Below are 16,966 nucleotides of genomic sequence, written 5' to 3'. Positions count from 1 at the left end.
GGATTAGGTACCTGCGTTGCCGTGGCGGTTGTCGTCCGCGCGGTCGTCACGCGGGTGGTCGTCGTTCCAGGGGTGCTCGCCGCCGGCGATCGAGCGGATCGTCTCACCGAACCGGTAGGGCGGCTCCTCGTCGAAGTACGACTTCATTTCTTTGTGCATCTGCGTCACGTGGTTCGGAACGCGGTCGGAAACGCCCCACATCGGGCCGGCGTCACCGGGTCGGTCGACGGCGTCGTCAGCGTGGTGCGGGCCGTGTCCGTCACCGGCGTGGTGCGGGCCGTGTCCGTCACCGGCGTGGTGCGGGCCGTACTCGCCGTCGGTGTCGTTCACGTGTTCGCGAACCTGGTCACGGTCGGACTCGTTCGTGCGATCGGCGTCGCGATCGTGGTCGGCAGCTTCGTCGGCGGATTCGGGCAGTTCGTCGTCGCCTGGCTGTTCGGGAGACTGGTCGGCAGCAACGGCGCCGACTGCGCCGAGGCCGGCAAACAGAACCGCGACCGCAGTGGCGATCGCGAAAAGCGTTTTTCCATTCATTGCGATCGATCCTTTCGTGGAGACCTACTTCAACCGTGGACGTAGCAAAGCCGGATTCACGGGGTTTGCATCCGTCATCCGGCCAATTAAGCCGAATTAAGTTGGAACCGACCGGGAGTTTCCGAACAGCGACGGATCGAACGGGGGTTCGAGCGTTCGCGTCCCCTCGCGCGCCGGAGGCAGGACGGGCGGATCTCGCCGAACTGGAGCTACCCGAGCAGTTCCTCGGCGACGACGTCGGCCGAAAGGAGATCGGGATCGATCGCCAGGTCCGCCTGCGCCTTCGCGTACTCCGGCAGCGACTGGCGACTGTACGACACCGCCCGCACGTCGGGGTTGTGCTCCTTTGCGACCGGGATCGCCGAGGCCTCCCCGAGGTCGGTCAACACCAGGATCGCCGCCGACTCGATCCCTGCCTCGGCGAGGGTTTCGCTGTTGACGATCTCGGGGATCCGGGAGACCGTCGCGCCCCGGTCCTCGAGCTCGGCGGCGAGCCCGTGTTCGTCGGGACCGGTGACTATCACGCGCGCGTTCGTCGGATTCGTTTCGGCCGTGTCCGCATCAGTAGATGTCATGGGTTCTCACTCGCGTCGTCACTCGTATTCGATCGTCGCAGGGGGTTTGTGGGTCACGTCGTAGACGACCCGGGAGACGTTGTCGAGCTGGCTCGTGATCCGCGACTGGATCCGCTGGAGCGTCTCCCAGTCGAGTTCCTGCGCCTGGGCGGTCATCCCGTCGCGGGAGTCCACCGACCGCACGGCGACGATCCAGCCGTGGACCCGGTTGTCCCCCTTGACGCCGGTGCCCTTGCCGACCACGGCGGCAAACGCCTGCCAGGGTTCGTACGATTCCAGCTCCTCCTCGACGACGTGACACGCCTCGCGTGCCACCTCGACCTTCTCGCGGGTGACCTCGCCCACGACCCGGACAGCGAGTCCGGGGCCGGGGAACGGCATCCGTTCGGAGATCACCGACTCCAGTTCCAGCTCCCGGGCGAGCTCGCGCACCTCGTCTTTGTAGAGGTCCCGCACCGGCTCGACGATCCCTTCGAAGTCGACGACCTCCGGGAGTCCACCGACGTTGTGGTGGGATTTGATACCACCCTCCGACTCGATTCTGTCGGGGTAGATCGTTCCCTGGACGAGGTAGTCCGCGCCCGTCTCGCGGGCCTCCCGTTCGAGCACGCGGATGAACTCCTCCCCGATGACGTGGCGCTTCTCCTCGGGGTCGGTGACGCCCGAAAGCGCGTCCAGGAACCGGTCTTGCGCGTCGACGATCCGCAGGCTGTCCATGAAGGAGAACGTCTCCCGAATCTCCTCGGTTTCGCCTTTCCGCATCAGGCCGGTGTCGACGTACACCGGCGTCAGCTGATCGCCGATCGCCCGGTAGGCGAGCGTCGCCGACACCGAGGAGTCGACGCCGCCCGACAGCGCGATCACCGCGTTCGCGTCGCCGACCTCGGCTTCGATCTCCTCGATCGCCTCCTCGATGAACGGTTCGGGATCGACCATCAGGCACGCACCTCCTCGTCGGCCTCGGCGTTCGAACGATCTGTCTCGGGACGGCTCTCGTCGAGGATCTCACGGGTGTCGAGTTCGCCCATCACCGCCTGCAAGAGGCCGACGAACGGTGGGCTCGCCCGGTCCGGCCGCGAACGGAACTCCGGATGGAACTGCGTCCCGAAAAAGAACGGATGATCGTCGCGCTCGAGGATCTCCATGCGGTTGTCCGCCCGCCCCGTAAATGAAAGCGGGCTCGACTCCAGATCCTCGATATACTCGGGGTTCACCTCGTACCGATGCCGGTGTCGCTCGGTACAGGCGTCGTCGCCGTATACGTGGGCCGCAAGGGACCCGGGTTTGATCTCGGTGGTGTGGGCACCCAGCCGCATTGTTCCGCCGAGGTCCTCCACCTCGTACTGTTCGGGCAACAGATCGATCACCGGATGCGGCGTGTCGGGATCGATTTCGGCCGAGTGGGCCCCCTCGAGCCCGAGCACGTTGCGGGCGTGCTCGATCACCGCGAGCTGGAAGCCGAGACACAGCCCGAGGTACGGGACGCCGTTCTCCCGGGCGTACTGGATCGCACGGATCTTTCCCTCGATGCCGCGGGAGCCGAATCCGCCGGGGACGACGATCCCGTCGGCGTCCTGGAGCCGTTCAGTGTGGTGGTCCCGCATCTCGTCGGAGTTGACCCACAGGGTGTCCACCTCGACGCCGAGTTCGATCCCGGCGTGTTTGAGCGCCTCGTGGATCGACATGTACGCGTCCTCCAGCGCGTACTTCCCGACGAGCGCGATCTCGACGCTCCCGGTCCGCTCGCGGGTGACAAGCTCCCGCCACCGCGTGCTGCGGTCCGCCTTCGGGAGCGCCTCGTCGGCCAGATCCAGTTGCTCCATCACGTACTCGTCGAGCCCCTCGTCCTCGACGACCAGCGGAACGTGGTAGATGTCCTCGACGTCGGGGTTCGAAAACACCGCGTCGGTGGGGACGTCACAGAACAGGGCGATCTTCTCCTTGGTCGACGGCTCCAGTTCGTCCTCGCAGCGCCCCACGAGCACGTCCGGCTGGAGTCCGATCGAGCGAAGCTCCTTTACGGAGTGTTGAGTGGGTTTGGTCTTCTGTTCGCCGTTCTTCGAGTAGGGAACCAGCGTCACGTGGGTAAAGAGGATGTCTTCCTCGTTTTCCTCGTGGGCGAACTGCCGAAGCGCCTCGAGATACGGCATCCCCTCGATGTCGCCCACGGTGCCGCCGACTTCGACGAGGCAGACGTCGGTCCCCTCGGCGGCCTCGCGCACGCGACGTTTGATGTCGTCGGTGATGTGGGGGATGATCTGGACGGTCTTGCCCAGATAATCACCCGCGCGCTCCTTTTGGATCACGTGCTGGTACGTCTTGCCCGTGGTGACGTTGTGATCGGAGGTCATGTCGATCCCGAGGAACCGCTCGTAGTTCCCCAGGTCGAGGTCGACCTCGCCCCCGTCTTTCAGCACGTACACTTCCCCGTGCTGGTAGGGGTTCATCGTTCCGGCGTCGACGTTGAGGTACGGATCGATCTTGACGGCGGTGACGTCGAAGCCAGCGTTGACGAGCAGACGGCCGATGCTGGCGGCCGTGATGCCCTTCCCGAGCCCCGACATTACGCCCCCCGTGACGAAAACGAACTTCCGACCCAGCGATGGATCGTACCCCGTGTTGGGTTCTGTCGGCATACCGACGGTGCGCGAGCGCGCGACTAAACCGTTTCGGAGTCACCGAGGATAGTGGCGACTATCCCCACGCCCGCTTGCATCTCGACGCAGGATCGCCCTCTTTTAAGGGATCCCCGAACTCCGGTAGGGGTATGGCCATCGAGGACCGCGACCACGCGAAACTCATCACCCACGCGCTCGCGAAGGACACCCTCTCGAAGCTCCGAAGCGTCGAGACCGAACAGGTGGCGTTCCGGAAGGGACTCGTCAAACTCGGCCGGATCTGCGGCTACGAGATAATCGACGGCGAGATGCTGACGGAGTTCGTCGCCATCGAAACCCCGCTGGCCGAGACGACCGGCGAACGCGTGACGGGGCTGGACGACGTCGTGATCATCAACGTGCTCCGTGCGGCGACGCCGTTCGTCGAGGGACTGTTGAAGGCGTTCCCCCGCGCGAAACAGGGCGTGATCTCGGCGGGACGCGACGAGGAGGCCGGGATGAACGAGGACGGCGAGTTCCCGATCTCGATCGACTACGTGAAACTGCCCGAGATCACCGCAGACGACACGGTGATCGTGGCGGATCCGATGCTCGCGACCGGCAGCACGATGTGTGCGGTGCTGGATCACGTCCTCGAGGACGCGAACGACCCGGAGGACCTGTTCGTGCTGTCTGCGTTGTCTGCGCCCGCCGGACTGATTCGGGTCGACGAGCAGTTCCCGGAGGCGACGTTGCTCACGGTCGCGATCGACGAGAAACTCGACGAGGACGGGTTCATCGTTCCCGGACTGGGCGACGCCGGCGACCGGGCGTTCCGGACGAAGTGACGCGAGTCGGGGACTGCACGGCGACCGTCGTCCGCCTCCCGAAAGCTTTTAGTACGGTTCCGACGCTATGACGCAGTAATGACGGCGACCGCTCGTCGCAGTCCCGCCCTTCTCCGAGAGCGACGAGCGTCGCGACCGGGTCGACCGACCGGCCCGGCCCGACGACGACCGGCCCTTTGAGGCCACTTATAAACCCCACCCCGTCGTCGGCTGCAGTTTGTCTTCCTGTCCCCACCCGTTTCGCGTCCCCAGAGTCATCCAGTTCATTTAATTTCGTAAACAAAAGCGACGAATTTAAGGTGTGCGAGCCCACAGAGTGAACTACATGACACGCGCGGCACTCGCGTTCAGCGGCGGACTCGACACCACGGTGTGTGTCCCGCTGCTCAAAGAGGAGTACGGATACGACGAAGTCATCGGCGTCACGGTCGACGTCGGCCAACCCGAAGCGGAGTTCGACGAGGCCGCCGAGACGGCCGAAGCGCTCGACGTCGAACACTACGTCGTGGACGCGCGAGAGGAGTTCGCAAACCAGTGTCTCGAGAGTGTCCGCGCGAACGCGACCTATCAGGGCTACCCGCTGGGGACCGCCCTCGCTCGCCCGGTGATCGCGAAGGCGATCCTCGAGGTCGCAAAAGAGCAGAACTGCGACGCGCTCGCACACGGCTGCACCGGCAAGGGCAACGACCAGCTCAGGTTCGAGGCGGTGTGGCGCGCCTCCGAGATGGAGGTCGCCGCACCGGTTCGGGATCTGGGCCTCACCCGCGAGTGGGAGATCGAGTACGCCGAGGGGAAGGGCCTCCCCGTCGAGAGCGGCAACGAGGGGGTCTGGTCGATCGACACGAACCTCTGGAGCCGGTCGGTCGAGGGCGGTAAACTCGAGGATCCGAGTTACGTTCCGCCCGAGGAGATTTACGAGTGGACCCAGCCGCCGACCGGCGAGACCGAACTGCTCGAGATCACCTTCGAGGACGGCTATCCGGTCGCAGTCGACGGCGAGGAGTACGGCTCCGCCGAGTTGATCCAGCACCTCAACGACGTCGCCGGCGCCCACGGGGTCGGCCGGACCGACATGATGGAAGACCGGATGCTCGGCCTGAAGGTGCGCGAGAACTACGAGCACCCCGCCGCAACGGTGCTTTTGAACGCCCACGCGGGGCTCGAACAGCTCGTGTTGACCAAAGAGGAGCTCGACTTCAAGACGACCGTCGACAACGAATGGGCACAAAAGGGCTACGAAGGGCTCGTCGACGCGCCGGTCGTGGCGGCGCTGGAGGGCTTCATCGACGAGACCCAAACGAAGGTCACCGGCACGGTGACGATCAAACTCGAGGGGGGACAAGCACGCGTGGTCGGCCGCGAAAGCGACTACGCGGTGTATTCCGAATCGGCCGCCTCCTTCAACACCGAAACCGTCGACGGCATCGAACAGTCCGACGCCACCGGCGTCGCCAAGTACCACGGCTTCCAGAGCCGGCTCGCAAACGAGGTCACGAAAAAGGTGGCCGAGTCGAAAGCGGAACTGGCGGCCGACGGCGGGGACAAAATCGGAACCGAGGAAACCGACACACACGGATCGGACCTGAACACAAACTGAAATGAACGGAGCCGGCGAGGACCACGAGGGGACGGCAGTTCGCCGCGACCGCTTCAGCGGCGGCCCCGCCAGGGAGTTCCTCTCGAGTCTCGCTGGGGATCGGCGCATCTTCGCCGCCGACCTCGCGGTCGATCGTGCCCACGTAGTGATGCTCGCAGAACAGGGAATCATCGACGGGGAGACCGCAGGCGAGATCCTCGCGGCCCTCGACGACGTCGAGGCGTCGGGCCACGACGGACTGCCCGCCGGCGAGGACGTCCACGAGGCGATCGAGACCGCCGTCATCGACCGGATCGGCCCGGACGGCGGAAAGATGCACACCGCCCGCTCGCGCAACGACGAGGTTGCGACGTGTATTCGGTATCGCCTGCGTTCGGACCTCCTGGACGCGATCGAGGCGACGATCGCGCTCCGGGAGGTGCTGTGTTCCGCAGCCGAGGAACACGTCGGGGCGGTGATGCCCGGCTACACCCATCTGCAGCCGGCCCAGCCGACGACTGTCGGTCACTACCTGCTGTCCTACGAGTCGGCGGTCGCACGCGACACCGCCCGGCTTCTTGACGCGTACGGCCGGACGAACCGCTCGCCACTGGGCGCCGCCGCGTTCGCGGGCACGCCGTTCGACGTCGACCGGGAACGGACCGCAGCGCTGCTCGGCTTCGACGGGATCGTCCGCAACTCGATGGACGCCGCCTCCGCCCGGGACTTCCTCGCGGAAGCGACGGGAGCGCTCGCGACCCACGCCGTCACGCTCTCGGGGCTCGCGGAGGATCTGGTGCTCTTCTCGAATCGGGGGTTCCTCGAACTCGACGACGATTACGCGTCCACCTCCTCGATCATGCCCCAGAAGAAAAACCCCGACACGCTGGAGCTCGTGCGGGGCGTCGCGGGCGATGCGGTCGGCGCCGCCACGGCGACGCTTTCGAGCCTGAAAGGGCTCCCCCGGGCGTACAACCGCGATCTCCAGCGCGTGCACCCCCACGCCTTCGACGCGGTCGATGCAGTAATCGACGCGACCGACGTCGCCGGCGGCGCGGTCGCCACCGCGTCGTGGGACGAGACGGCGCTTGCCGACGCCGCGGGCGAGGGGTTCTCGACGGCGACGGGCGTGGCCGACCTGCTTGCAATGGCAGGAATCCCCTTCCGGACGGCCCACGAGGTGGTCGCGACGGCGGCCGAACGGTTCGAAAACGACGTCTCGGCGGCAAAGATTGACGCGGTCGCCGAAGAGGTGACCGGGGAGTCGCTGTTTGCCCACGTGAGCCGCGAGGACGTCCGCGCCGCGCTCGATCCCGCCGAAAGCGTCGCGAGTCGCGACTCGGTCGGCGGGCCCGCCGAATACGAGGTCGAGGCTGCGGTCGAGGCGGCGACAGACGGAGTTTCTGCAGACGAAACTGCGGCGAACGAACGTCGCGACCGGATCGAAACCGCGAGAAAAACGCTGGCGGCGGAGGTGGCAACGTATGTGTGAGCGACGATCCCGAATCACCGCCGTCCGACCGCGACGACCGCGACCGGCGGTCGTCCGGCCGCGACGGCGGTCCCGACCGCGACGACCGCGACGGCGGTCCCGACCGACCACCGGGCGGCCGGTCGGCGTCCCGCTTTCGCCGCCGTCCCCGCGAGGGGACAAAAATACACTAACGAAATCTGATACCGGATTTCTAATGGCGGCGGTTTGCAGGTAATACGCGCTTAGCATCGGCTTTGAGAAATTGTAAGAATTACTTTAGTTTCGCAACCCTTATGTGGGTTCTCCGCGATAGAATCACCTACAGACATGAGCCAGGCAGAATGCGTCGAGTGCGGGGCCGATGTGACCCTGTACGACGACCTAGAGGCCGGAGAGATACTCGACTGTGACACCTGCGGTGCGGAGCTGGAGGTAATCGACGTCAACCCGCCGGTCCTCGACCGAGCCCCGGAGCTCGAAGAGGACTGGGGGGAGTAAACTTGCAGGTCGGAATCCTCTACTCCCGGATCCGCAAGGACGAGAAACTGCTCCTCTCGGAGCTGCGCGACCGCGGCCACGAGGTGGAGAAGATCGACGTCCGGAAACACCAGTTCGGACTCGAAGAGACCTCGGCGCCCGTCGAGGGGCTCGATCTCGTCGTCGATCGCTGTCTCGCGACGAGCCGGTCGCTGTACGCGACCCGGTTCCTCGACAGCTACGGCGTCCCCGTGGTCAACGGCCCGGAGACGGCCGACATCTGCGCGAACAAGGTGAAAAACTCCCTCGCGCTGTCGAACGCGGGGGTTCCCACGCCCGAGACAGAGGTGTCGTTCACGACCGACGCCGCCCTCGAGACGATCGAGAAGTTCGGCTACCCGTGCGTGCTCAAACCTGTCGTGGGATCGTGGGGTCGCCTGATGGCGAAAGTCGAGTCCCGGTCGGCCGCCGAGGCGATCCTCGAGCACAAGGCGACGCTCGGACACTACGAGCACAAGGTGTTCTACGTCCAGGAGTTCGTCGACAAGCCGGGGCGGGACGTGCGCGTGCTCGCGACCGACGGCGAACCGATCGCCGCGATGACGCGCACGTCGGACCACTGGCTCACGAACGCCGCCAAGGGAAGCGAAACCGCGGCGTTCGAACTGGACGAGACGGCGCTCGAACTGGTCGAACGGGCAAGCGACGCCGTCGGCGGCGGCCTGCTCGGCGTCGACCTGATGGAGGTCGGCGGCGCGAAGTCCGGCGAGTACACGGTCCACGAGGTGAACCACACGGTGGAGTTCAAAGCGCTGAACGAAACCGTCGACATCGACGTTCCCGCGGCTGTCGTCGACTGGCTCGAGACGAAAGCCGACGCAGCCACCGACGGAACCGAAGACGCCGACGACGAAGTCGAGACCGACGATACAGAGGTATCAGCCGTATGAGCGAGGGAAGCGACGCGCTCTCCACAGCGGTCGTCGGCGGATCCGGATTCACCGGCGGAGAGCTGCTTCGCCTGCTCGCGGGCCATCCCGGCTTCGAGATCGTGCAGGCGACCTCCCGCTCGTACGACCGCAAGACCGTCGGCTCGGTCCATCCGAACCTCAGGGAACTCGACCTCCGGTTTACCGACCCGGCGGAGCTCGAAAGCGTCGACGTCCTGTTTGCGGCCACGCCCCACGGCGTCTCGATGGAGCGGATCGACGAGTTCTTCGACGCCGCGGACACCGTCGTCGACCTCTCTGCGGACTTCCGGTTGAACACCGCCGAAGCGTACGAGGAGTGGTACGACGGTCACGACGCGCCGGAGTACCTCGATCGGGCGGTGTACGCCCTGCCGGAGCTCACCCGCGAGCAGCTGCCGGGTGCCGACCTGATCGCGTCGGGCGGCTGCAACGCGACAGCGACGATACTCGGCTTGAAACCGCTCGTCGACGCCGGACTCCTCGCCGCCGACGACCGCGTCGTCGTCGACGTGAAGGTCGGCTCTTCGGAGGGTGGCGCGGGAGGGGGCGCGGCCTCTTCGCATCCAGAGCGGTCCGGGGTCGTGCGGCCGTACGCCCCGACAGGTCACCGTCACGAAGCCGAGATCGAGACGTTCCTCGGTCTCGACGTCGCCTTTACGGCCCACGCGGTGGACATGGTTCGGGGCGCATCCGCGACGGGACACGTCTTCCCGGAACCGGTCTCGAAGGGCGACCTCTGGTCGGCCTACCGCGAGGCCTACGAGGAGGAACCGTTCGTCCGGCTCGTCGCCGGGGGATCCGGCGTCTATCGCTATCCGGAGCCCAAGGCCGTCGCCGGAACGAACCACGCCGAGGTCGGCTTCGAACTCGATCCCGGAAACGGACGGGTCGTGACGTTCTCGGCCATCGACAACATGATGAAAGGATCGGCCGGACAGGCGGTCCACGCCGCCAACGTCGCGTTCGGGTTCGAGGAAACCGCCGGCCTGGAGTTCGGGGGGCTTCACCCCGTGGGATCGCCATGACAGGAGCAGAACTATCCGCACAGGGAGGGGTATCGGAGTCGGCGAACGGAGCGCCACCCGTCGTCGTGAAGATCGGCGGCGCGAAGGCGGTCGATCCGGAGGGCGCCGTCGGCGACGTGGCACATCTCGTCGCCGACGGCCGGGACGTCGTCGTCGTCCACGGCGGCTCGACTGCGGTCGACGAGACGCTCGAACGGCTCGGCAAGGAGCCGACCTACGTCGAGACTCCCTCGGGCGTCTCCGGGCGCTTTACCGACGCCGAGACGATGGAGGTGTTCTCGATGGTGCTGCCCGGAAAGCTCAACACCGACCTGGTCGCGCTTCTGCAGGAGTCCGGCGTCGACGCCGTCGGGCTCTCGGGCGTGGACGGGGGGCTCCTTTCGGGGCCGCGCAAGTCGGCGGTCCGGGTGCGCGAGAACGGCAAAAAGAAGATCAAGCGCGGCGAGCACTCGGGGAAACTCGAGTCGGTCAACGGCGAGCTACTGTCGCTGCTGCTCGAGGCGGGCTACGTCCCGGTGGTCTCCCCGCCGATGGCCGGCGAGGAGTCGGACGGCGGCGTCACGCCCGTAAACACCGACGCCGACCGCGCCGCCGGCGCGATCGCCGCCGAAATCGGCGCCGAACTCGTGCTTTTGACCGACGTCGACGGGATATACGCGGACCCGGAGGATCCGAAGACGTTGATCGAGTCGACCGCCACACCCGCGGAACTCGAGGCGCTCGAGGCCGCCGCCGAGGGATTCATGACCAAGAAAGTGATGGCCGCGGTCGAGGCCCTGGAGGGGGGTGCAGCCGGCGTGACTGTGTCGGACGCCAACCTCCGGGATCCGGTCGTCGCCGCGCTGGGCGGAGCCGGCACCCGGATCGACCCGGGTGCGCTCGGTTTCGACGACGGCGACGACGCCGACGATGTCGATGCTGAGAACGCATCGAACCCGGAAACCGACGCGGCCGCGGAAACCGACGCGGAAACGGAAACCGAGACGACCTCGGAGACGGAGGCGTGAGATGAGCGGGTTCGTCTTCTCGGAAAAGCCCATCCAGATCGAGTCGGGTGACGGCGTCCATCTGCAGTCCGCCGACGGCACCGGCTACCTCGACTTCGGCGCCTCGTATGCGGTGACGCCACTCGGCCACTCCCATCCCGCGGTGGTCGATGCGATCCAGGAGCAGGCCGCGACGCTGACGTACGTCCAGGCGTCGTATCCCGTCGAGGTCCGGACGGAACTGTACGACCGGCTGGCGTCGATCGCGCCGGGCGACCTGGCGAACGTCTGGCTGTGCAACTCCGGCACGGAGGCGAACGAGGCGGCGATGAAGTTCGCCCGGAGCGCGACCGGCCGGGAAAAGATCGTCGCCACGAAGCGAGCGTTCCACGGCCGGACGATGGGGGCGCTCGCGATGACCTGGAAACAGAAGTACAAGGCGCCGTTCGAGCCGCTCGCCGGCGGGATCGAGTTCGTCGAGTACGGCGACGCCGAGGCGCTGGAGGCGGCCGTCGACGAGGAGACGGCGGCGCTGTTTCTCGAACCCGTCCAGGGCGAAGGCGGAATCCACCCCGCATCGGGCAGCTATCTCGAGCGGGCCCGGGAGATAACCGAACAGGCGGGCGCGGCGCTCGTCTTCGACGAGATCCAGACCGGCCTCGGTCGGACGGGGACGCTGTGGGCCTGCGAGGCCGCCGGCGTCGTCCCCGACATGCTCACGACCGCAAAGGGGCTCGCAAACGGACTGCCGGCGGCAGCAACACTGTGTGCCGACTGGATCACCGAGGACGCCGGCGACCACGGCTCGACGTTCTCCGGCGGCCCGGTGGTGTGTGCGGCTGCGAACGCGACCCTGGAAACGATCGTCGAACAGGACCTGCCGGCTCACGCCGGCGAAGTCGGGGCGTACTTCCGGGAGGAACTATCCTCGGCCGCCGAGGAGCAGGAGCTCCCCGTTCGTGACGTCCGCGGAGCGGGGCTGCTGGTCGGAATCGAGGTGAAGCGGGGGGCAAACCGGGTTCTCAGGGACCTCGCGATCGACCAGCAGGTGCTCGCGCTGCCGGCCGGCCGGACGGTTGTTCGGTTCCTGCCGCCGCTGGTCGTCGAGCAGTCCCACGCCGACCGGGTCGTCGACGCCGTGACGGAGGTTCTCTCGTGATGGGTGCTCCCGACACCGTCGACGGCGTGACCGACGTGGGTGACGCCAGCGACGAGGGGCACCACCCGGCGCTGAACACGACCGGTCGTGGCCTGCTGTACGACCTGGTGTCGATCCCGTCGCCCTCGGGCGAGGAGCGCGCGGCGGCCGAACGGCTCGCCGCCTTCTTCGAGGCGAACGGCCGGGAGGTGTGGCTCGACGACGTCGGCAACGTCCGGGCACCCGGGGACGACGCGGTACTTTTGACCTCCCACGTCGATACGGTTCCGGGCGAAGTTCCCGTCGAGATCCGGGAGGCCGAGACGGACGCTGACGGTGACCACGGTGACGAGGCGGACAGCGAGGATGACTACCAACTGTGGGGCCGGGGAAGCGTCGACGCGACGGGCCCCCTCACCGCGATGGCGGTCACGGCGGTCCGTACCGGCGCCTCGTTCGTCGGCGTCGTCCGCGAGGAGACCGACTCCCGGGGGGCCCGTCACCTCGTCGAGGACCGCTCCCCGCCGGAGGCGGTGATAAACGGCGAACCGTCCGGCTGGGACGGCGTCACGCTCGGCTATCGCGGTTTCCTGGCCGGAACCTACGTCTCTACCAGCGAGTCGGGACACACCTCCCGGCCGGAGCCGAACGCGATTCAGGACGCGATCGCGTGGTGGAACCGGGTCGAGGAGGCGTTCGAGCCCGACGAGTGGACGCCGGTCTTCGAGCAGGTGACGACGAAACCCGTCGGTTTCGACGGCGGGCTCTCGGCCGACGGCCTCTCGGTGGAGGCGACCGTCGACGTTCAGCTTCGGGTCCCTCCCTCGACCACCGTCGAGGCGGTTCGGGAACGTGCCGAGGCGGAACTCGAAGGGGGAACAGTCACCTGGAAGGAGCCGATCCCGCCGGTGATGGGCGATCCGCGGGGGGAGCTGGCCCGGGCCTTCCGGGTGGCGATCCGCGGCGAGGGCGGCGATCCGCGGCTGCTGCGAAAAACCGGCACCAGCGACGTCAACCTGTATGCTGCCGCCTGGGACCGCCCGATGGTGACGTACGGCCCCGGCGACTCGGCGCTGGATCACGCTCCCGACGAACACCTGTCGCTTTCGGAGTTCGACCGGAGCGTCCGCGTGTTGACTGCCGTCTGTGAACGGTTCGTATCGAACGACGACTAACGCTCGAACAAGACGATTTGGACGATGACAGACTCAAAAGACCCCGACACCGCGGCCGGAGAAACGTCGGAGGGCTCTCCCTCCGGGATCAGTGCGACCGACTTCGTCGACATCGACGACCTCACGCCGGCGGAGCTACAGCGAGTTCTCGATCGGGCCGCCGCGATGAAAGCCAGCGAGGACGGATCGCGGCTGTCGGACGTCACTCTCGGAATGTTGTTCGAAAAGCCCAGCACGCGAACGCGCGTCTCCTTCGAAACCGGAATGACACAGCTCGGCGGCCACGCGATGTTCCTCGGCCCCGACGATATCCAACTGGGCCACGGCGAACCGCTGCGGGACACCGCGCGGGTGCTGGGACGGTACGTCGACATCGTGATGGCGCGGGTGTTCGACCACGAGGACGTGGTGACGCTCGCAGAGTACGCCGACTGTCCGGTGATAAACGGCCTCAGCGACGACGCCCACCCGTGTCAGACTCTCGCCGACCTGCTCACGTTGCAGGAACACTTCGACGACGACGTCTCCGTCGCCTGGATCGGCGACGGCAACAACGTCGGGCAGTCGTTCGTCCTCGGGGCGGCGATGGCGGGGATCGACGTGACGGTCGCGACGCCGGCGGCGTACGCGATGGAAGACGGCGTGATCGAACGCGCCGGCGAACTCGGGCGGGCACCGACCGTGACGACGGATCCCGAGGACGCGATTGCCGGCGCCGACGTCGTCTACACGGACGTGTGGGTGAGCATGGGCCAGGAGGACGAACGCGAACGGAAGCTCGCCGCCTTCGACGGGTTCCAGGTGAACGAGGAGTTGCTCGCGGGAACCGATACGAAGGTGATGCACTGCCTGCCGGCCCACCGCGGCGAGGAGATCACCGACGCAGTGATGGAATCGGACCGCGTACTGGTCTGGGACCAGGCGGAAAACAGGCTTCACGCACAGAAGGCGCTGATCGTCGAGTTGCTCGCGGAGTAACGACACCGCTTCGCCAATTGAACCGGTGGACTACAGCAGATTTTCGAGCTGTGCTTTCCGTCTGGCCGGATCGAACGACGGGTTCACGTCGGCTTCGGCGAGCCGGTCGAGCGCCAGAAAGACGTCTGCGCCCTGGCCTTCGGCGTACTCGAGACACGCTTCGATCGCCGGACGGTTCAGCGCAAGCGACTCGAGCAGACCGACAGCAATCGCGGTTGCGACCCCGCCCTCGCCATCGGGAAACGGAAGCGTTCCGAATTCGGCGTCTTCTGGCGACGCAGTCGCTTCGGGCTCGTCCTGCGGTTCGAGCAACAGACAGTCGGTGCAGATCGACGCCGCCATCACATCGTCCACGTGTTCCCTGAGTTCCGCTGGGACGGTGAAGGCGACGGTGGGAGCCTCACATCGGGAACAGGGTTCGGGCGTCATCTATCCGACCGTTCGGAGTCGGTCTGTCCGAGGCGGGGCGTCTCGTCCTCCGCTGCGGCTTCGGCTTTCTCCGCACTTTCGGCCTCCGCCGCGGCCTCGGCTTTCTCCTCGGCTTCTTCCTCCTCTTTTTTCGCTTTGATCTTTTTGAGGCGGAAGATTTCCTCGCGTTCCTGCTCCTCGAGCTTCTGCTCGATGTACTCTTTGTTGTCGTACAGTTCGGGCAACAGCGTGAACTCGAGGGCGTTGACCCGACGCTTCGTGGTCTCGATCTCCTCGAGCATCTTTTTCATCGCGGTCTCGACCTCGGCCGCGAGGATGATCGTCTCCAGGAGCTGCTCGTAGGCGTCGGCGGTCTCGTCGATCCTGGCCGAGGAGCCGAGCAGCCCGTAGCCGCGCTCGTCGAGGTCTTTGCGAACCTTGGTTGACTCGATCTGTGGGACGACCACGCCCATGATGTTCTTCGACTGAGTCGTGATCTCCGGGTACTCCTTCAGCGCCGCCGCCGCACCCCGGACTGCGACGTCGCCCTCCATGGCCCGTGCCATGTTGATCTTCCGCTGTGCGGTCTGGTAGTCGGCGTCGAGTTCCGACCGGACGTCCTGGGCCTGATCGAGGATGTCCATGAACTCCATGATGAGGCCGTCGCGCTTCTGCTCGAGCGTGTCGTGGCCGCGCTCGGAGAGATCGATCCGGTCCTCGATCGCCATGAGGTTTTTGCGCGTCGGTTTGACGTCCTTGGCCATGGATGATTACTCCGCTTCGACGACCTGGCGGTCGGTCTCCTCCTCGCGGTAATGCTGTTCGATCAGCTCCTCGTCGATCCGGTTGAGCTCCTCTTTCGGGAATGTCGAGAGCAGATCCCAGCCGATATCGATGGTCTCGTCGATGACGCGGTTCGTCTGGTACCCCTGCTGAACGAACTCGTTTTCGAACGCGTCGGCGAAATCGAGATACCTGTTGTCCCGCTCGGAGAGGGCCTCGCGACCGACGATGTTCACGAGGTCGCGGAGGTCCTCTCCCTCGGCGTAGGCGGCGTACATCTGGTCCGAGACGTCGGCGTGGTCCGCACGGGTGAGCCCCTCGCCGATCCCGTCGTCCATCAGCCGCGAGAGGCTGGGCAACACGTTGATCGGGGGCTGGATCCCCTGGGAGTTGAGGTCGCGGTCGACGTAGATTTGCCCCTCGGTGATGTAGCCGGTCAGATCGGGGATCGGGTGGGTGTCGTCGTCGCCGGGCATCGTGAGGATCGGAATCTGCGTGACCGACCCGTCCCGGCCCTGAATCCGGCCGGCACGCTCGTACAGTGTCGCCAGGTCGGTGTACATGTATCCGGGGTAGCCGCGGCGGCCCGGCACCTCCTCGCGGGCCGCGCCGATTTCCCGAAGCGCCTCACAGTAGTTGGTCATGTCCGTGAGGATCACGAGCACGTGATACCCCTTGTCGAACGCCAGGTACTCCGCTGTGGTGAGCGCCAGCCGCGGGGTGACCGTCCGTTCGACGGCGGGGTCGTCGGCGGTGTTCATGAACACGACCGACCGTTCGAGCGCACCGGTGCGCTCGAAGTCGGCCATGAACTCGTTTGCCTCCTCCTGGGTGATCCCCATCGCGCCGAAGATCACCGCGAATTCGGAGCCATCGCCCCCTTCGCCACCATCATCGCCGCCGACGTCTTCCTCCGGGACAGTCGACTGGCGGGCGATCTGGAGTGCAAGTTCGTTGTGGGGCAGCCCCGATCCGGAGAAGATCGGCAGCTTCTGGCCGCGAACGAGCGTGTTCATCCCGTCGATGGCGGAGACGCCCGTCTGGATGAACTCCTCGGGATACTCCCGGGAGTAGGGATTGATCGCCGCGCCGACGATGTCGCGGCGTTCCTCGGGAACGATGTCGGGACCGCCGTCGATCGGCTGCCCCGAGCCGTCCATCACCCGTCCGAGCAGGTCCTCCGTGACGGGCATCTTCAGCGTCTCGCCCATGAACCGGACGGACGCGTTCTGGTCGATACCGGAGGTGCCTTCGAACACCTGGATGGCCACGAGACCCTCCGAGGATTCCAGCACCTGGCCCCGCTTGATCTCCCCTCGTGGGGTCTCGATCTCGACGATCTCGTCGTAGCCGATCGCCTCGTCGACCTCGGCGAACACCAGCGGGCCGCTGATTTCTGTGATAGTCTGGTACTCTTTCAT

General features: G+C 66.3%; 18 protein-coding genes. 11 read left to right on the top strand and 7 right to left on the bottom strand.

Features of this window, described 5'->3' with window-relative positions:
* Positions 1 to 3 precede the first annotated feature (3 nt).
* From AArcSl_RS00260 to pyrG, 4 genes are all read right to left on the bottom strand, one after another.
* Positions 4 to 534 (bottom strand): hypothetical protein, encoded by a 531-nt coding sequence (locus AArcSl_RS00260; protein WP_119813596.1) that lies wholly within the window; start codon positions 532 to 534, stop codon positions 4 to 6.
* Positions 535 to 743: 209 nt separating this feature from the next.
* Positions 744 to 1,109 (bottom strand): DUF7126 family protein, encoded by a 366-nt coding sequence (locus AArcSl_RS00255; RefSeq protein ID WP_245883308.1) that lies wholly within the window; start codon positions 1,107 to 1,109, stop codon positions 744 to 746.
* Between the two features lie 18 nt (positions 1,110 to 1,127).
* Positions 1,128 to 2,045 (bottom strand): glutamine-hydrolyzing GMP synthase, encoded by a 918-nt coding sequence (gene guaA, locus AArcSl_RS00250; RefSeq protein ID WP_119813594.1) that lies wholly within the window; start codon positions 2,043 to 2,045, stop codon positions 1,128 to 1,130.
* The gene (gene pyrG, locus AArcSl_RS00245; protein ID WP_119813592.1) at positions 2,045 to 3,745 is read right to left on the bottom strand and encodes a glutamine hydrolyzing CTP synthase; all 1,701 of its coding nucleotides are present in this window, start codon (positions 3,743 to 3,745) and stop codon (positions 2,045 to 2,047) included. Before pyrG ends, guaA begins: the two co-directional genes overlap by 1 nt.
* A gap of 131 nt (positions 3,746 to 3,876) precedes the next feature.
* On the opposite strand from pyrG, the gene upp reads away from it, so the two are divergent.
* From upp to argF, 11 genes are all read left to right on the top strand, one after another.
* On the top strand, positions 3,877 to 4,554 hold the full coding sequence (gene upp / locus AArcSl_RS00240) for a uracil phosphoribosyltransferase (protein ID WP_119813590.1): 678 nt from the start codon (positions 3,877 to 3,879) through the stop codon (positions 4,552 to 4,554).
* Positions 4,555 to 4,879: 325 nt separating this feature from the next.
* Positions 4,880 to 6,151, top strand: a complete 1,272-nt coding sequence (locus AArcSl_RS00235; RefSeq protein ID WP_119813588.1) for an argininosuccinate synthase — start codon at positions 4,880 to 4,882, stop codon at positions 6,149 to 6,151.
* Between the two features lies 1 nt (position 6,152).
* Positions 6,153 to 7,622 carry an argininosuccinate lyase gene (argH, locus tag AArcSl_RS00230; RefSeq protein WP_119813586.1) on the top strand — a complete coding sequence of 490 codons (1,470 nt, stop codon included), beginning with the start codon at positions 6,153 to 6,155 and terminating at the stop codon, positions 7,620 to 7,622.
* Complete coding sequence (locus AArcSl_RS16725; protein ID WP_154670797.1) at positions 7,619 to 7,795, top strand: hypothetical protein; 177 nt, start codon at positions 7,619 to 7,621, stop codon at positions 7,793 to 7,795. Before argH ends, AArcSl_RS16725 begins: the two co-directional genes overlap by 4 nt.
* Positions 7,796 to 7,931: 136 nt before the next feature.
* On the top strand, positions 7,932 to 8,102 hold the full coding sequence (gene lysW / locus AArcSl_RS00225; RefSeq protein ID WP_119813584.1) for a lysine biosynthesis protein LysW: 171 nt from the start codon (positions 7,932 to 7,934) through the stop codon (positions 8,100 to 8,102).
* Between the two features lie 2 nt (positions 8,103 to 8,104).
* Positions 8,105 to 9,031, top strand: a complete 927-nt coding sequence (gene lysX, locus AArcSl_RS00220; RefSeq protein ID WP_119813582.1) for a lysine biosynthesis protein LysX — start codon at positions 8,105 to 8,107, stop codon at positions 9,029 to 9,031.
* Complete coding sequence (gene argC, locus AArcSl_RS00215) at positions 9,028 to 10,077, top strand: N-acetyl-gamma-glutamyl-phosphate reductase (RefSeq protein ID WP_119813580.1); 1,050 nt, start codon at positions 9,028 to 9,030, stop codon at positions 10,075 to 10,077. The genes lysX and argC overlap by 4 nt, the downstream gene beginning before the upstream one ends.
* On the top strand, positions 10,074 to 11,084 hold the full coding sequence (locus AArcSl_RS00210) for an acetylglutamate/acetylaminoadipate kinase (protein WP_119813578.1): 1,011 nt from the start codon (positions 10,074 to 10,076) through the stop codon (positions 11,082 to 11,084). Before argC ends, AArcSl_RS00210 begins: the two co-directional genes overlap by 4 nt.
* 1 nt (position 11,085) lies before the next feature.
* A complete protein-coding gene (locus AArcSl_RS00205; RefSeq protein WP_119813576.1) occupies positions 11,086 to 12,222 on the top strand; it encodes an aspartate aminotransferase family protein in 1,137 nt (378 codons plus the stop codon).
* Positions 12,222 to 13,376, top strand: a complete 1,155-nt coding sequence (locus tag AArcSl_RS00200; protein ID WP_119813574.1) for a [LysW]-lysine hydrolase — start codon at positions 12,222 to 12,224, stop codon at positions 13,374 to 13,376. Before AArcSl_RS00205 ends, AArcSl_RS00200 begins: the two co-directional genes overlap by 1 nt.
* Positions 13,377 to 13,400: 24 nt before the next feature.
* Positions 13,401 to 14,354, top strand: coding sequence for an ornithine carbamoyltransferase (gene argF / locus AArcSl_RS00195; protein ID WP_119813572.1), 954 nt, complete (start codon positions 13,401 to 13,403; stop codon positions 14,352 to 14,354).
* Positions 14,355 to 14,384: 30 nt separating this feature from the next.
* On the opposite strand, the gene AArcSl_RS00190 is transcribed toward argF, so the two are convergent.
* Genes AArcSl_RS00190 through AArcSl_RS00180 form a run of 3 tightly spaced genes read right to left on the bottom strand, consistent with a single transcriptional unit; the run spans position 14,385 to position 16,966 of the window.
* On the bottom strand, positions 14,385 to 14,783 hold the full coding sequence (locus AArcSl_RS00190) for a DUF6276 family protein (protein WP_119813570.1): 399 nt from the start codon (positions 14,781 to 14,783) through the stop codon (positions 14,385 to 14,387).
* Positions 14,780 to 15,526 (bottom strand): V-type ATP synthase subunit D, encoded by a 747-nt coding sequence (locus tag AArcSl_RS00185; RefSeq protein WP_119813568.1) that lies wholly within the window; start codon positions 15,524 to 15,526, stop codon positions 14,780 to 14,782. The genes AArcSl_RS00190 and AArcSl_RS00185 overlap by 4 nt, the downstream gene beginning before the upstream one ends.
* A gap of 6 nt (positions 15,527 to 15,532) precedes the next feature.
* The gene (locus AArcSl_RS00180; protein WP_119813566.1) at positions 15,533 to 16,966 is read right to left on the bottom strand and encodes an ATP synthase subunit B; all 1,434 of its coding nucleotides are present in this window, start codon (positions 16,964 to 16,966) and stop codon (positions 15,533 to 15,535) included.

The sequence above is a fragment of the Halalkaliarchaeum desulfuricum genome (genome assembly GCF_002952775.1).
GTDB classification, from domain to species: Archaea; Halobacteriota; Halobacteria; order Halobacteriales; family Haloferacaceae; genus Halalkaliarchaeum; species Halalkaliarchaeum desulfuricum.
The sequence above is the reverse complement of the archived record's forward strand: the minus strand, read 5'-3'. Positions and strand labels throughout refer to the sequence as shown.

What these genes read in the sequence shown, in the direction of transcription:
- AArcSl_RS00260 (WP_119813596.1), bottom strand. Translation starts at nt 534, where the DNA reads ATGAATGGAAAAACGCTTTTCGCGATCGCCACTGCGGTCGCGGTTCTG.
- AArcSl_RS00255 (WP_245883308.1), bottom strand. Translation starts at nt 1,109, where the DNA reads ATGACATCTACTGATGCGGACACGGCCGAAACGAATCCGACGAACGCG.
- guaA (WP_119813594.1), bottom strand. Translation starts at nt 2,045, where the DNA reads ATGGTCGATCCCGAACCGTTCATCGAGGAGGCGATCGAGGAGATCGAA.
- pyrG (WP_119813592.1), bottom strand. Translation starts at nt 3,745, where the DNA reads ATGCCGACAGAACCCAACACGGGGTACGATCCATCGCTGGGTCGGAAG.
- upp (WP_119813590.1), top strand. Translation starts at nt 3,877, where the DNA reads ATGGCCATCGAGGACCGCGACCACGCGAAACTCATCACCCACGCGCTC.
- AArcSl_RS00235 (WP_119813588.1), top strand. Translation starts at nt 4,880, where the DNA reads ATGACACGCGCGGCACTCGCGTTCAGCGGCGGACTCGACACCACGGTG.
- argH (WP_119813586.1), top strand. Translation starts at nt 6,153, where the DNA reads ATGAACGGAGCCGGCGAGGACCACGAGGGGACGGCAGTTCGCCGCGAC.
- lysW (WP_119813584.1), top strand. Translation starts at nt 7,932, where the DNA reads ATGAGCCAGGCAGAATGCGTCGAGTGCGGGGCCGATGTGACCCTGTAC.
- argC (WP_119813580.1), top strand. Translation starts at nt 9,028, where the DNA reads ATGAGCGAGGGAAGCGACGCGCTCTCCACAGCGGTCGTCGGCGGATCC.
- AArcSl_RS00210 (WP_119813578.1), top strand. Translation starts at nt 10,074, where the DNA reads ATGACAGGAGCAGAACTATCCGCACAGGGAGGGGTATCGGAGTCGGCG.
- AArcSl_RS00205 (WP_119813576.1), top strand. Translation starts at nt 11,086, where the DNA reads ATGAGCGGGTTCGTCTTCTCGGAAAAGCCCATCCAGATCGAGTCGGGT.
- AArcSl_RS00200 (WP_119813574.1), top strand. Translation starts at nt 12,222, where the DNA reads ATGGGTGCTCCCGACACCGTCGACGGCGTGACCGACGTGGGTGACGCC.
- argF (WP_119813572.1), top strand. Translation starts at nt 13,401, where the DNA reads ATGACAGACTCAAAAGACCCCGACACCGCGGCCGGAGAAACGTCGGAG.
- AArcSl_RS00190 (WP_119813570.1), bottom strand. Translation starts at nt 14,783, where the DNA reads ATGACGCCCGAACCCTGTTCCCGATGTGAGGCTCCCACCGTCGCCTTC.
- AArcSl_RS00185 (WP_119813568.1), bottom strand. Translation starts at nt 15,526, where the DNA reads ATGGCCAAGGACGTCAAACCGACGCGCAAAAACCTCATGGCGATCGAG.
- AArcSl_RS00180 (WP_119813566.1), bottom strand. Translation starts at nt 16,966, where the DNA reads ATGAAAGAGTACCAGACTATCACAGAAATCAGCGGCCCGCTGGTGTTC.